Consider the following 13,887-nt stretch of genomic DNA (forward strand, 5'->3'; position numbering starts at 1 on the left):
CCCAATCACACACGGCGACGAATTGGCGCGTACGTCTTGACTGGATCGTTGGTCAGGAAGTCCACGATCATCGCGTTGCACAGCGCGGGTTTCTCGTGCAGCAGACCGTGCGACGTGCCGGGAACGACCGCGAGCTCGGCTTTGGGCAGCGCCCGGTACAGGGCGGTGGCGTGCTCCAGCGTCACCTCGTCGTCATCGCCGATCATGATCAGCGTTCGGTTCGGCAGTGTCCCGAGATCTTTCTCGGTCAGCGCGGGAGAACGGTGGTGCATCGGCGTCAGTTCCGTGGCCGGGTCCCACCCGTCGTGGTGGAAGACGCCGCACACGACCACAAGGCGTTGCACGAGGTCCGGTCTGAGCAGGGCGGTGAGCAGTGCCACCGTGGCCCCGTCGCTGCAGCCGAGCAGGTGGGCGGGCCCGACCCGTTCCAGGAACTCGATCGTCTCGTGAGCCATCTCGGTGTGGTCCTGAGTGGCCTGGTCGACGCGATGTGGTGCGTGAAGGGAGAAGTCGGCGAGTGCGTCGAACTGAGGCCCGAACGCGGACGGATCGGCTCCACCTGGATGCAGGAGAACGAGTGAGTCAGCCATGCGCGAGTAGACCTCTCTCGTCGTTGATACTCATCGCCGTGCGATCTATTGGTTTGGTGACGTTGGTGGTCCGCGACTACGACGAGGCGATCCGCTTCTACGTGGAGGGACTCGGGTTCACGCTGGTCGAGGACACCCCTCAGGGCCACAAGCGCTGGGTGGTGGTGTCGGCGGGAGAGGGTGCGTCGCTGCTGCTGGCACAGGCTGACACGGATCAGCAGCAGGCACGAGTGGGCGACCAGACCGGCGGACGTGTCGGGTTCTTCCTCAACACCGACGACTTCGACCGCGACCACGCCCGCATGACCGCGTTCGGCGTGCACTTCCGGGAGACGCCGCGCGACGAGGTCTACGGCCGCGTGGCCGTCTTCGAAGACCTCTACGGCAACCGCTGGGACCTGCTTCAGCCCGCCCGCGCCTGACCGGGCGACACCCCGACGATCCGTTTGAACGCCCGGCTGAACGCGGCCTCCGACTCGTAACCGAGGCCGCGGGCGATCTCGCTGACCGTGCTGTCGCGGTCCTTCAGCCGATTCATCGCGACGTGCATGCGCCACCGCGTGACGTAACGCATGGCCGGTTCGCCGACGAGTTCGGTGAACCGCGCCGCGAACGCCGACCGTGACATGGCGGTCTGGTGTGCGAGGCGTTCGACGGTCCACGGCTGTGCGGGGTCGCGGTGGATCAGCGCGAGTGCCTGCCCGATCTGCTGGTCCTGCAGCGCGCCGAGCCAGCCGGTGCGCGCGGCCGGGTCGTTGGCGAGCCACGAGCGGATCGTCTGGATCACCAGCACGTCCGCGAGCCTGGTGATGACCGCCTCGCCGCCGGGACGCACGGCCTGTGCCTCGGCGGCCATCAGGTCGATGGTGGCGCGCATGTCGTCGGCACGGCGCACGTACAGCACGTTCGGCAGCACGTTGATGAGGTGCTTCGCGGCCGGATGGTCGAAACGGACCGCACCACACACGAGGTGCGTCACCGCGCCGCCACCACCGTGCCGCAGGATCGCGTAGTTGTCGGTCTCGAACTCGTGCGGCAGCGTCGTGACGACCGGCGACTCCGCCTCGCCGTAGAACAGCCGGTGGCGCTGCCCTCCCGGGACGAGCAGCACGTCGCCGGGTTCGAGCGAGATGACCTGGCCGTCGACCTCGACGTCGCACCGGCCGCTGGTCAGGACGTGGAACCACAGGCAGTCCGCCATGTCGGGCATCGTCGCGCCCCACGGCTCGGTGAGCTCGTTGCGGCAGTAGAAGGTGCCGGACATCCTCAGCAGGTGCAGTGCCTCGCCCAGTGCATCCGTCATGGCGTTGATTCTGGACGAACGAGCAAGTCCGCGCGATGAATTGTCATTGAGAGTCCTGCGTTCAACGGTCAGAGTGAGCGCCATGGGGACAATCACGCTGATCGCAGCCGCCGCTTCCGGCCTGATGGCCGGGCTGTTCTTCGCCTTCTCGGTCGCTGTCATGCCCGGCCTCGCCGATCTGCCCGCCTCCGCGGCACGCGAAGCGATGCGCCGGATCAACGTCCGGATCCAGAACCCGTTGTTCCTGCTGGTGTTCCTCGGCAACGCCGTGTTGTGCGGCATCGAGGTCTTCCAGGGCAGGATCGCCGGCGGCCTGCTCTACGTCGTCGGCTGCGTCCTGCTGACGATGGTCGTCAACGTGCCGATGAACAACCGTCTCGAACAGTCCGACGACGCCTACTGGCCGCAGTACCTGCGCACCTGGACGATCTGGAACCACGTGCGCGCCGTCGCCTGCCTCGCCTCGACGGTCACCCTGCTGCTCGGATTCTGAGGCCGTGCTTGGGCCGCATCGCCGCGAGTCCGGTCGGCGTGAGGCGCTGGGGGAGCAGTTCGGGTTTCGGTCTCTGCAGCAACGCTTTCAGCATCACGGTCAGCTCGGTCGTGGCGAGCCCGGCGCCGATGCAGCGGTGCGGGCCGCCGCCGAACGGCAGGAACTCGTGCAGGGCCGGCTTGGTCTCCCAGCGGTCCGGGTCGAACTTCAGCGGATCCGGGAACACCTCGGCCAGCCGATGCGTGACGTACGGGCTGTACAGCAGGAACGTGCCCTGCCGGATCTTCTTCCCGGCGAACTCGAAATCCTGCGTCGCGACCCGCGCCGACACGACCGCCGGCGGGTAGAGCCTGAGCGTCTCGTTGACCACGTTGCCCAGGTAGTCGTCGTCCTGCCGCGCACGCTCCCAGACCCCGTTGTGCCGCAACAGGTTGAACACCGCCCACGCCATCGCGCCGCTGGTCGTCTCGTACCCGGCCGCGATCAGCGTGACGATCTGGTCGCGCACCTCCAGGTCGCTCAGCCCGTCACCCTCCACGAGAGAGGTGAGCACGTCACCGGCCGTCTTGCCTTGACGCGTCTCCTCGATCGCCCGGTAGACCCGCGCGTCGACGGCCCTGCGCGCCCGCATCGCGTTGCGCCAGGCCGGCGCCCGCATCGTCCTGAGCAGCGTGACGACCGCCGGGTTGCGGTCGATCAGGTTGATCAGCACCTGCAGGTGCGCGCCGAAGAAGTCCGATTCCTGCGCCAGCTCCTCGCCGAACAACGCGTGGATCGTGCTGCGCCGGATCGCCCGGCGGAACTCCTGGTACGCGTCGACGACCTCTCCCGGCCGCCACGCGTCGATCGTCGCCTCGGCGTTGGCCCGCATGACCGGTACGTAGCTCGCGATCTGCCGGTGCGCCAACGCGGGCTGCACGAACCGGCGCCGCCGCTTGTGGTCCTCACCGTCGCTCACGATCAACGACGTGGGCCCGTCCACCGGCACCAGCGACTGGAACGCCCGCTCCACCTCGAACAACTCGGAATGGGCGAACACGAACCGGTTCGCCTCGGGCCCGAGCAGGTAGGTGTACGGCCCCATCCGCACCACCGGCCCGAACCGCCGGTACAGGCTCGCGAGGAGATCGGCCTGCCGGTACCGCACGACGTCCGGAGTCATGCCGCTGACAGTGCCACACCGCGCCGGTTCACTCCGCCTGACTCGAATGACCTACGTCTGCTGGCGTTCGGGTGAAGTTCTCGCCACCGCGAACTGCTTCGCGGGACTCTTCGCACCGCCACGTCGGCCATCCACAACTGCCGACCCTGATCTCGGCTGAACGGAACATCGACCCGATCGTTGTTCCGCATTTCTTTTGCACGCGGCGAGGTTCCCGGCGCACTACAGCAGTGACGGCTGTTCCCGACCTTGGCAAGGAGGTGGCGCGAGCGTGGCGAGTTCGATCGACTTCGACGACTTCTTCCGCCGCGAGTTCGGACACCTGGTCGCCTTCCTGGTCAAGATGAACTTCGACCGGGCCACCTCCGAGGATGCGGCTGTCGACGCCATGGTCGCGGCTCGGAGCAGTTGGGCCACTCTGACCTGTGCCTCGGCGTGGGTGCGCAAGGCCGCGTATCGCATCGCGTTGAAGTCCTCGCTGCGAAACAGGGAAGGTGTCAGACGCGCCATCTCTGGAGGTTGGCTGAACGCGCCCAACGACCACTCGGTGGACGACACGCTTGCCGCGATAGTGGAGCAGCCTCAGGTGGAATACCTGCTGGCGAAACTTCCCGAGCGGCAACGTCTGGTGCTCGCCTGGCATTTGGACGGATTCACGAACGTCGAGATTGCCGAGGCGCTTGAGATGACCTCCACGACTGTGCGGTCGACCTTGCGACATGCGAAAGACCGGCTCAAGAAGGAGTTCGAGGGAACGGCGGGATCGGAGTCCGTGGAAGGAGGGGGAGCCGCATGAAGTTCGACGGACCGCGTGCATTCGACAGCTGGCTCGACCATGCCAATCAGGAACTCGTGGCCTCCGTTGCCACTCGGCTGAACGTTGAGGCCGCCCTCGAGGAGGTGAAGGTCCGAGCAGACAGGCTCGACGCCGCCTCACGTCGTTCCCTTGTGGAGGAAAGCAGCGAACACAACGATGTGTCAGCAGCGATAGCTGGTGACAGTCAGGCGATTGAACGCTTGCTGACGTTCATTCGTCCTCTTGTGGTGCGGTACTGCCGCGCAAGAGTGGGAAACGCTGTCACGGCGGACTCTGTCGCTCAGGACGTGTGTCTCGCGGTGCTCACAGCGTTGCCCAGCTACCGCGATCAGGGCCGGCCCTTCCTCGCGTTCGTCTACGGGATCGCGGCACACAAGGTCGCCAATGCGCATCGGTCTGCTGCCAGGAACCGTTCCGAGCCCATTCCCGAAATTCCGGACGTGAGAACCGAAGCCGGCCCGGAGCAGCGGGCGATGCAGGGCGAACTGTCCAATCGAGTAGCTGCGGCGCTGCGTGCCATGCCCGAGAAGCAGCGAGAGATCTTGCTGTTGAGGGTGGTGGTCGGACTCTCCGCAGAGGAAACCGCTGAGGCGGTCGGTACGACGCCGGGTGCGGTACGGGTGGCGCAACATCGTGCGCTTGCCCGGCTGCGCAAGGAGGCCGCTGCTGATGAACTGACCCTCTCTTCCACCTTGCACACCCATGCTGACGAACACCAACCGTGAGCCGCCGCCAATGACCGTCGACAACTCCGTCGTGGCGGCCACCACCGGCATCGTGGTGCAGGCAGGTGCCGTCAACGGAGACGTGCACCTGCATCCGCCGGCATTGCCGAAGGTGTTCCCTGTGCTGCTGCTGGGGCTCATCGCGATCGGCTTCTGCTCGATCGCGATCGGCCTGCTGGGCTGGTCAGCCTCGCTGATCAGTTCGTCACCGCCAGCGCGAACGGCAGCACGGCGGACACCCCCTCCTTCCTGAGCATCCGAGCCGCCACCGTCATCGTCCACCCGGTGTCGATGTGGTCGTCCACCAACAGCACCGGACCGTCCACACCGGACACGTCCGGTGTCTCGCCCGCCCGCACGAGACCGGCCAGCCGCTGGGCGCTGTTGGCCCGGTGCGTCGACTCGCCGAGCCACACGGTGCCCAGGAACGGCAGCCGCCCGATCGACGCGATCTTGTGCCCGAAGCTGCCGACGAGCTCCGGCCGCCGGCGCGAACCGACCGTCACGACGCCGACCGGCCGTTCGTCCCAGTCCCACGCCGTCAGCACCTTCACGCACGCCGCGAACACGTCGTCCGGGATCTCGCGGTCGGCACCGTCCGCGAGCAGGTCGCGCAGCCGGTTGCCCCAGCCGATGTCGGTGAGCCTGCCGAGCGCCCGGCCCGTGGCCGCCACCTCGGCCGCGGGGATCTTGCCGGACAGCGGGACGCCGATCGCGCTCATGCCCGTTGGCCACATCTTGCGCGGCGCCACGTCCAGCCCGGGACGCAGCAGCCGTTCGCGAGCCGCTTCCGCCGCCACCTCGGACACCTCGACCGACAGCCGCTCACCGGTGCAGTTGTCACAGCGACCGCACTCGTGCGAGGTCGGGTCGTCGAGCTGGTCCTGGAGGAACTTCATCCGGCACGCGTCGGTGCGCAGGTACTCGATCATCACCTGCTGCTCGGCCTTGCGCGCCTGGGCGATGCGCGCGTACCGCTCGCCGTCGTACTCCCACGGCCGGCCCGTCGACTCCCAGCCCCCGCGCACGCGCCGGACCGCGCCGTCGACGTCCAGCACCTTCAGCACCACCTCGAGCCTGCCGCGCGACAGCTCGACCATCGGCTCCAGCGCCGCCGTCGAGAGCGGCCTGCCCGCGCCGTCGAGTGCGGACAGGACCTGCCGCACGACCACCTCGGGCGGGAACGCCAGCGACGCGAAGTACGCCCAGATGTCCCTGTCCTCGTGACCCGGCAGCAGGACCACCTCGGCCCGCTCGACACCGCGGCCCGCACGGCCGATCTGCTGGTAGTACGCAATGGGGGAGGAGGGGGCGCCCACGTGCACGACGAACCCCAGGTCCGGCTTGTCGAAGCCCATGCCGAGGGCGGAGGTCGCGACGAGCGCCTTGACTTTGTTGTTCAGCAGGTCCTCCTCAGCGCGTTCGCGCTCGGAGGGTTCGGTCTTGCCCGAGTACGCGGCCACCGCGAAGCCACGCGAGGCGAGGAACGCCGCGATGTCGTCCGCCGCCGCGACCGTGAGCGTGTAGATGATCCCGGACCCCGGCATCCGGTCGAGCTGCTCGGCCAGCCACCCGAGACGCGACTCCGCGGTCGGCAGCAACGCGACCGACAGCCGCAGGCTGTCGCGGTCCAGCGGCCCGCGCAGCACCAGTGTGCCCTCGTCGGCGCCGAGCCCCAGCTGCTCGGTGACGTCGTGGACCACCCTGTTGTTGGCCGTCGCCGTGGTCGCCAGCACCGGCACGCCCGCGGGCAGCTCCGTCAGCAACGTCCGCAGCCTGCGGTAGTCCGGCCGGAAGTCGTGGCCCCAGTCCGAGATGCAGTGGGCCTCGTCGACGACGAGCATGCCCGCCGACGCCGTCAGCGACGGCAGCACCGCATCGCGGAAGTCGGGGTTGTTCAGCCGTTCCGGACTCACCAGGAGCACGTCGACCTCGCCGGCCGCGACCTGCTCCTGCACGGCGTCCCACTCACCGGGGTTCGCCGAGTTGATCGTCACCGCGTGCACACCGGCCCGTGCCGCGGCATCGATCTGGTTGCGCATCAACGCGAGCAACGGCGACACGATGACCGTGGGGCCCTCACCGAGCTGACGCAGCAACGCCGTCGCGATGAAGTACACGGCCGACTTGCCCCAGCCCGTGCGCTGGACGACGAGCGCTCTGCGGCGCTGGGCCACGAGGGTGTGGATCGCGGTCCACTGGTCCTCGCGCAGCACAGCCCCAGGGCCCGCCAGTGCCCGGAGCCGTTCCTCCGCCAGTTCTCGCAACGCGATGTCGTCCATGGGGAGCAAGCTTGCCAGGCCGTGCTGGTCGGCCGCTGCTCCGCAGACGGCGGCGAGTTCGCCGGGAAGTCGGTCATCCGGCCGAATCACTCGTGCCGAATTGGGCTTCGCCGAATTCAGCACGAGCGGTTGACCGGACGACCGACGCGAACTCGCGATGTCGTCATCCATGGCAGCAAGCCTGGCAGGCGGGTCTGACAATTGTGATTGTCGCAGGTCGTAAGCTGTGTGGCGTGACTGATGACCTGCGCGATCAGGTGCACGCGGCAGCGCGCCGCGCCCGTGTCGCCGCCGACGAACTAGTCCTCGCCACCCGTGAGCGCAAGGACACCGCGCTGCTCGAGATGGCCGCCGCCCTCCGCAAGCGCGCGCCAGAGATCATCGAGGCCAACCAGAAGGACCTCGACGCCGGTAAGGCAGCCGGTCTCCCGGAGAACATCCTGGACCGCCTCACCCTGACCGAAGCCCGCATCGACGGCGTCGCGGTCGGACTGGAAACCGTTGCGGGCCTTCCGGACCCGATCGGTCAGGTCATCACCGGCGGCATCCTCCCGAACGGCCTCGAGCTCAAGCAGGTCCGCGTCCCGATGGGCGTCGTGGGCATGGTCTACGAGGGCCGTCCGAACGTCACGGTCGACGCCGCCGGTCTCGCGCTGAAGTCGGGCAACGCCGCACTGTTGCGGGGTTCCTCGACCGCCGAGCGGTCCAACACCACGCTCGTCGCCGTCCTGCGCGACGCACTCGAAAGCGTGAACCTGCCGGCCGACAGCGTGCAGCTCCTGCCGTGCCACGACCGCGCGTCCGTCACCCACCTCATCACCGCCCGCGGCCTGGTCGACCTGGTGATCCCCCGCGGTGGCGCGGGTCTGATCAACGCCGTCGTGGAGCAGGCGACGGTTCCCACGATCGAGACCGGCGTCGGCAACTGCCACGTGTACGTGGACGCGAACGCCGACCTCGACATGGCCGAGGCGATCGTCCTCAACGCCAAGACGCGGCGCACGAGCGTGTGCAACGCGGCGGAGTCCCTGCTGGTGCACAAGGACGTCGCGCAGGAGTTCGTCCCGCGCATCACCAAGGCGCTGCAGCAGGAGAACGTGACCATCCACGGCGACGAGCAGTTCGCCCACCAGCCGGACGTCCTCGACGCGACCGACGACGACTGGGGCACCGAGTACCTGAGCCTCGACATCGCGGCGAAGGTCGTCGACTCGCTGGACGACGCGGTGAAGCACATCGCGACGTACGGTTCAGGCCACAGCGAGGCCATCGTCACGAACGACGTCGCGGCAGCACGCAGGTTCACGACGCGTGTGGACGCGGCGGCGGTGTTCGTCAACGCCTCCACCGCCTTCACGGACGGCGCGGAGTTCGGCATGGGCGCGGAGATCGGCATCTCCACGCAGAAGCTGCATGCCCGCGGCCCGATGGGCCTGACCGAGCTGACTTCCTCTAAATGGGTCGTGTGGGGCGAAGGACACACACGACCGAAGGCGTAGCTCTACGTTCGGAGACATGGCTCCCACCTATCCGTTCTCCGAAGCTGACGGCCTGACCCTCGACCCGGCCTATGAACGTCTACGGCGTGATGAGCTCGTCTCGCGCGTGACGTACCCGTACGGCGGCGAGGGTTGGCTCGTCACGTCCTACGAAGAGACGAAGTTCGTCCTGGGCGACCCGCGGTTCAGCCGTGCGCGGACGGTCGGCCAGGACGTGCCGCGGATGCAGCCCCTCATCGCGCCGGGCGGGTCGATCCTCACGCACGACGGCGCGGACCACTCGCGCATGCGCCGGCTGGTGTCCAAGGCGTTCACGGTGCGCCGGATCGAGGAACTGCGGCCGCGCGCCCAGCAGATCACCGACGAACTGCTCGACCGCCTGGACAACCCTGGTGACCTGGTCGAGGGCTTCAGCATGCCGTTCCCGATCACGGTCATCTGCGAGCTGCTCGGCGTGCCGTTCGAGGATCGCGAGGACTTCCGCCAGTGGTCGAACCAGGCGCTGTCCACGGTCGGTGGCTACTCGCCTGAAGAGGCGATGGACGGCGTGATGAAGCTGTACGCCTACTTCACCGACCTCGTCGCGAAACGCCGTGCGCACCCCACGGACGATCTGATGAGCGCACTCGTCGCCGCACGGGACAACGAGGACCGGCTGAGCGAGGACGAACTTGTCCGGTTCGGCATCACGTTGTTGGTCGCGGGTCACGAGACGACGGCGAACATGCTCTCCAACAGCGTCGTGACGCTGTTCGAGCACCCGGACGCCATGAAGAGCCTCCGTGAGGCCCCCGACAAGCTCCCGAACGCCATCGAGGAACTGCTGAGGTTCATCCCGCTGGGCAGCGGCGCCGGCTTCCCCCGCATCGCGACCGAGGACGTCCAGGTCGGCAACGCGCTGGTGAAGGAAGGCGACGCCGTGCTGGTGGTCCTGTCGTCGGCGAACCGCGACGAGGCGATGTACGCCAACGGCGCCGAGCTGGACCTGGAGCGTGAGGTCGGCCAGCACCTGCAGTTCGGCCACGGCATCCACTTCTGCCTCGGCTCGCAGCTCGCGCGGATGGAACTGCAGGTCGCACTGGGCACGCTGCTGCGCCGCATGCCCGGTCTGCGGCTCGCCGAGCCCGTCGAGTTCCGCAAGGGTTCGCTGGTCAGGGGGCCGCTGAAGCTCGTCGTGGCCTGGTGAGAAAAATCTTGGTCCGGTCGCGTAATGGGGGAGCGGTCCGCACGTTCCTCCAGTGCGCGCGGCTCTGCTTCGGGGTGGGCCGCGACCCGAACGGCTCGTCCTCCCCCTGAGCCGTGCGGTGTGATCAGCACGACCGGCGTTGGGCCACGGGAGCGGCCCGACGCCGGTCTACGCTGTCTCGATGCGCATCGGCGTCATGGGTGGCACGTTCGATCCGATCCACCACGGCCACCTCGTGGCCGCCAGCGAGGTGCAGGCCAGGTTCGACCTGGACCGCGTGATCTTCGTGCCGACGGGCCAGCCCTGGCAGAAGGCGTCGCGGGAGGTCTCCGCCGCCGAGGACCGCTATCTCATGACGGTCATCGCCACGGCCTCCAACCCCCGGTTCTCGGTCAGCAGGGTCGACATCGACCGTGAGGGCCCCACGTACACCGTGGACACGCTCACGGACCTCAAGAAGCAGTACCCGGACGCCGACCTGTTCTTCATCACGGGTGCGGACGCGCTGGAGCAGATCCTGTCGTGGAAGCGTGCTGCGGACGCGTTCGACCTCGCCCACTTCATCGGCGTCACCCGTCCGGGCTACACGCTGAACGACCGCCACCTGCCGCCCGGCTCGGTGTCGCTCGTCGAGGTCCCGGCCATGGCGATCTCTTCGACCGGATGCCGCGCGCGTACTGCATCCGGGCAGCCCGTTTGGTACCTGGTCCCCGACGGTGTCGTCCAATACATCGCGAAAACAGGCCTGTACTCCGAGTCGTAACCACGTTCGAGTGGATTTTGCGTGCATCCGAGCGCTCGGGGAGCAACAATCAGCGGGTTGTTGCTGGTTCGTGGAAGGCAAGACTTTGGCTACAGGCACCGTGAAGTGGTTCAACGCCGAAAAGGGCTTCGGCTTCATCGCGCCCGACGACGGCTCGGCCGACGTCTTCGTGCACTACTCGGAGATCCAGTCCAAGGGTTTCCGTTCGCTCGAGGAGAACCAGAAGGTCGAGTTCGAGGTCGGACAGGGCCAGAAGGGGCCGCAGGCCCAGCAGGTCCGCCCGCTCTAAGGCTTCGGCACCGGTGAAGGCCACCTCAGGGCGCTGAGGTGGCCTTCGTCATGCGTGGGTGTGAAGTACCTGTTGGCGCGCGCCGGTACCCTCAGTAACTCGTGTGGGCGTATCGACGCCTGCCGGAAGTCAGAGGAGTGACGTGGCAGCCACCGACGAGGCACGACGGCTGGCGCTGGTCGCGGCGAACGCAGCGGCCGACAAGAAGGCGCACGACGTGACGGTGCTCGACGTCTCCGACCAGCTCGTGATCACCGACGTGTTCGTGATCGCGTCCGCTCACAACGAGCGGCAGGTCGGCGCGATCGTCGACAACATCGAGGAGAAGCTGCGGGAGGCCGGCACGAAGCCGGTGCGCCGCGAAGGGGCCCGCGAGGGCCGGTGGGTGCTGCTGGACTTCGTGGACGTCGTGGTGCACGTCCAGCACACGGAGGAGCGCAGCTTCTACGGCCTGGAGCGGCTGTGGAAGGACTGCCCGCGCATCGAGTTCGAAGCGGACGTCCCCGCCGAGTCCACGGCTGAATGAGGTAGCTGATGGCCCTGAGCCGGCTCGTGCTGTGGCGGCACGGTGAGACCGACTACAACGCGACAGGTCGTCTGCAGGGTCATCTGGACTCGGCGCTCACCGAGACCGGCTTGAACCAGGCCAGGTTCGCCGTGCCGGTGCTCGCCGGGTTCGAACCGGAGATGGTGGTCGCGTCCGACCTGCAACGGGCGCGCAACACCGCCGGCGTGTTCACGTCGTCGACGGACGTTCCGCTGCGGATCGACGAACGGCTGCGCGAGACCCACCTTGGCAAGTGGCAGGGCCTGAACGTGGCCGAGGTGGAGCGGGAGTGGCCGGGCGCGGTCACGGTGTGGCGCACCGATCCGACGTTCGTGCCGCCGGACGGCGAGTCGCGCGTCGAGGTGGCCGAGCGGGCCATCAAGGTCGTGCACGAGGTCGACGCGGAGTTCTCCGGCACCGTGCTGCTGTGCGCGCACGGTGGCCTGATCAGCGCCCTGACCGGCCGGCTGCTCGGCCTGCCGGTGGAGAACTGGTCGCAGCTCGGCGGCATCTCGAACTGCCACTGGACCGTGTTCACCCGGCGCAACGACCTCTGGCGGCTGACGTCGTACAACGCGGGCACCACGCGTTGAGACTGCTCGTCCTCGGGGACTCGCTGTCGTTCTTCGGGCCTTCCGGTCCGCTGCCCGCTGATCATCCACGCCTGTGGCACAACATCTGTGCCGAGGCGCTGGGTGGATCGGCGGAGCTGGCGGCCGGGTTCGGCTGGACGGCGCGGGACGCCTGGTGGGCGTTGACCGGGGATCCGCGGATCTGGTCGTTGCTGCCTCGTACGGACGTGCTGGTGTTCGCGGTGGGCAGCATGGACACGCTGCCCTCGCCGTTGCCGACGTATCTGCGCGAGGGGCTGCGTTATGTGCGGCCGGACTGGTTGCGACGGTGGGTTCGTGCGCGCTATCAGTTCGTGCAGCCCCGGCTGGCGCCTTACACGCGGGCGTCGCTGCCTCCCGCGCTGACCGCGCGCTACCTGCGAGACATGCTGCAGTCCGTCCGCAATCTCCAGTACACGATGCCGGCGGTCGCGATCGTGCCGTCGGTGCATCGCGCGGCTACGTACGCGTACGCCCATCAGGGGCACGCGGCTGCGGTTGCGGCCGTGCGTGGCTGGGCCGCGGATGCGGGTGTGCCGTTGCTGAACCTGCCCGCCGTGATCGGGGAGCACGTGCGGTCCGGTGCCGGGAACCCGGACGGGATGCACTGGGGCTGGGAGGGCCACGAACTCGTGGGCAAGGCGATGGCCTCACTGATCTCGTCCGTGGCGTTGAGTCCCTCGGAGGAGTGAGCCCCGTAGGCTCGTCGCTCGTGCGCATCTCCATCGTCACCGACTCCACGGCATACCTGCCCGAGGGTTTCGCGAAGCGCCATGCGATCACCGTGGTGCCGCTGCACGTCGCGGTGGACGGTGCCGGACGCCTCGACGGCGTCGACTTCGGTCCTTCCGAACTGGCCGGTGCCCTCGCCGAGCACCGCCGGGTGACCACCTCACGCCCCACGCCTGGCGAGATGGCCGCCGTGTACCGCGAGGTTCTGTCGTCGTCAGACGAGGTCGTGTCCGTGCATCTCTCTCGTGAGCTGTCCGGGACGTGGGAGGCCGCGCGGCTGGCGGCGGAGGAGGTCGGTCCTTCTCAGATTCGCGTTGTCGACTCGCGGTCGACGGGCATGGGGCTCGGGTTCTCGGTGTTGCGCGCGAGTGCGGCCGTGGCTGCCGGGTGCTCGCACGCCGAGGTCGAGGACGCTGCTTCCTCGGCCGCTCGACAGACGCGGATGTTCTTCTGCCTCGAGACGCTGGACTACCTGCGCCGGGGTGGCCGGATCGGTACGGCGGCGGCGCTGGTGGGGACCGCGCTGGCCGTGAAACCGTTGCTGCACATGGACGACGGCCGGATCGTGCCGTTGGAGAAGGTGCGCACGATGAGCCGCGCGGTGGGCCGTCTGGTCGACCTGGCGGCGGCCGCGGCGGGCGACGGTCCCGTCGGACTGGCCGTCCACCACCTGGCCGCTCCCGAACGCGCCGCCGAACTGGCGACCCGCCTGGACGAACGGCTGCCCGGCTCGACGGGATGCGTGATCTCGGAGGTGGGCGCGGTGATCGGCGCGCACACGGGCCCAGGAGTGCTGGGCGTCGTGGTGCTGCCGGGAGGACCCGACAGCCTCCCACAGACCCCCGACAATTCCCCGTCCCCGAACCGCGAGTGATCGCGACCTGTCCA

At 68.2% G+C, this 13,887-nt stretch carries 17 protein-coding genes; 13 read left to right on the forward strand and 4 right to left on the reverse strand.

Annotated features, from left to right (window positions below; translation table 11 throughout):
* Positions 1-5 precede the first annotated feature (5 nt).
* Positions 6-590, reverse strand: coding sequence for an alpha/beta fold hydrolase (locus SK571_RS26660; protein ID WP_319986817.1), 585 nt, complete (start codon positions 588-590; stop codon positions 6-8).
* A 56-nt stretch (positions 591-646) separates the two neighbouring features.
* On the opposite strand from SK571_RS26660, the gene SK571_RS26665 reads away from it, so the two are divergent.
* The gene (locus tag SK571_RS26665) at positions 647-1,012 is read left to right on the forward strand and encodes a VOC family protein (protein ID WP_319986818.1); all 366 of its coding nucleotides are present in this window, start codon (positions 647-649) and stop codon (positions 1,010-1,012) included.
* Here SK571_RS26665 and SK571_RS26670 read toward each other — a convergent pair.
* The gene (locus SK571_RS26670) at positions 994-1,893 is read right to left on the reverse strand and encodes an AraC family transcriptional regulator (protein ID WP_319986819.1); all 900 of its coding nucleotides are present in this window, start codon (positions 1,891-1,893) and stop codon (positions 994-996) included. The two genes, SK571_RS26665 and SK571_RS26670, sit on opposite strands and share 19 nt — an antisense overlap.
* Before the next feature lie 82 nt (positions 1,894-1,975).
* Between SK571_RS26670 and SK571_RS26675 the strand changes: the two genes are divergently transcribed.
* Positions 1,976-2,386 carry an anthrone oxygenase family protein gene (locus SK571_RS26675; protein WP_319986820.1) on the forward strand — a complete coding sequence of 137 codons (411 nt, stop codon included), beginning with the start codon at positions 1,976-1,978 and terminating at the stop codon, positions 2,384-2,386.
* Here the strand turns inward: SK571_RS26675 and SK571_RS26680 are convergent.
* Positions 2,364-3,548, reverse strand: a complete 1,185-nt coding sequence (locus SK571_RS26680; RefSeq protein ID WP_319986821.1) for a cytochrome P450 — start codon at positions 3,546-3,548, stop codon at positions 2,364-2,366. The genes SK571_RS26675 and SK571_RS26680 overlap by 23 nt on opposite strands.
* 271 nt (positions 3,549-3,819) lie before the next feature.
* Here SK571_RS26680 and SK571_RS26685 point away from each other — a divergent pair, with 271 nt between their 5' ends.
* Genes SK571_RS26685 through SK571_RS26695 form a run of 3 tightly spaced genes read left to right on the forward strand, consistent with a single transcriptional unit; the run spans position 3,820 to position 5,343 of the window.
* A complete protein-coding gene (locus SK571_RS26685) occupies positions 3,820-4,344 on the forward strand; it encodes an RNA polymerase sigma factor (protein ID WP_319986822.1) in 525 nt (174 codons plus the stop codon).
* Positions 4,341-5,090 carry a sigma-70 family RNA polymerase sigma factor gene (locus SK571_RS26690; protein WP_406602032.1) on the forward strand — a complete coding sequence of 250 codons (750 nt, stop codon included), beginning with the start codon at positions 4,341-4,343 and terminating at the stop codon, positions 5,088-5,090. Before SK571_RS26685 ends, SK571_RS26690 begins: the two co-directional genes overlap by 4 nt.
* Positions 5,068-5,343, forward strand: coding sequence for a hypothetical protein (locus SK571_RS26695; protein ID WP_319986824.1), 276 nt, complete (start codon positions 5,068-5,070; stop codon positions 5,341-5,343). Before SK571_RS26690 ends, SK571_RS26695 begins: the two co-directional genes overlap by 23 nt.
* Here SK571_RS26695 and SK571_RS26700 read toward each other — a convergent pair.
* Complete coding sequence (locus tag SK571_RS26700; RefSeq protein ID WP_319986825.1) at positions 5,288-7,372, reverse strand: RecQ family ATP-dependent DNA helicase; 2,085 nt, start codon at positions 7,370-7,372, stop codon at positions 5,288-5,290. The genes SK571_RS26695 and SK571_RS26700 overlap by 56 nt on opposite strands.
* A 233-nt stretch (positions 7,373-7,605) precedes the next feature.
* Here SK571_RS26700 and SK571_RS26705 point away from each other — a divergent pair, with 233 nt between their 5' ends.
* The 8 genes from SK571_RS26705 to SK571_RS26740 all read left to right on the forward strand — a co-directional run bounded on the left by SK571_RS26705 (position 7,606) and on the right by SK571_RS26740 (position 13,873).
* Complete coding sequence (locus SK571_RS26705) at positions 7,606-8,871, forward strand: glutamate-5-semialdehyde dehydrogenase (protein ID WP_406602033.1); 1,266 nt, start codon at positions 7,606-7,608, stop codon at positions 8,869-8,871.
* A 16-nt stretch (positions 8,872-8,887) separates the two neighbouring features.
* On the forward strand, positions 8,888-10,057 hold the full coding sequence (locus SK571_RS26710; RefSeq protein WP_319986826.1) for a cytochrome P450: 1,170 nt from the start codon (positions 8,888-8,890) through the stop codon (positions 10,055-10,057).
* A gap of 181 nt (positions 10,058-10,238) precedes the next feature.
* Entirely contained in the window at positions 10,239-10,820 is a 582-nt protein-coding gene (gene nadD / locus SK571_RS26715) for a nicotinate-nucleotide adenylyltransferase (protein WP_319986827.1), read from the forward strand.
* Between the two features lie 85 nt (positions 10,821-10,905).
* The gene (cspE, locus tag SK571_RS26720; protein ID WP_030468099.1) at positions 10,906-11,109 is read left to right on the forward strand and encodes a transcription antiterminator/RNA stability regulator CspE; all 204 of its coding nucleotides are present in this window, start codon (positions 10,906-10,908) and stop codon (positions 11,107-11,109) included.
* 142 nt (positions 11,110-11,251) lie between these two features.
* The gene (gene rsfS, locus SK571_RS26725) at positions 11,252-11,635 is read left to right on the forward strand and encodes a ribosome silencing factor (protein WP_319981659.1); all 384 of its coding nucleotides are present in this window, start codon (positions 11,252-11,254) and stop codon (positions 11,633-11,635) included.
* An 8-nt stretch (positions 11,636-11,643) separates the two neighbouring features.
* Positions 11,644-12,249 carry a histidine phosphatase family protein gene (locus SK571_RS26730; RefSeq protein WP_266037668.1) on the forward strand — a complete coding sequence of 202 codons (606 nt, stop codon included), beginning with the start codon at positions 11,644-11,646 and terminating at the stop codon, positions 12,247-12,249.
* The gene (octT, locus tag SK571_RS26735) at positions 12,246-12,959 is read left to right on the forward strand and encodes a diglucosylglycerate octanoyltransferase (protein WP_319986828.1); all 714 of its coding nucleotides are present in this window, start codon (positions 12,246-12,248) and stop codon (positions 12,957-12,959) included. Before SK571_RS26730 ends, octT begins: the two co-directional genes overlap by 4 nt.
* Before the next feature lie 20 nt (positions 12,960-12,979).
* Entirely contained in the window at positions 12,980-13,873 is an 894-nt protein-coding gene (locus SK571_RS26740) for a DegV family protein (protein WP_319986829.1), read from the forward strand.
* Positions 13,874-13,887 lie beyond the last annotated feature (14 nt).

This window comes from Lentzea kristufekii (assembly GCF_033949925.1).
GTDB lineage: Bacteria > Actinomycetota > Actinomycetes > Mycobacteriales > Pseudonocardiaceae > Lentzea > Lentzea kristufekii.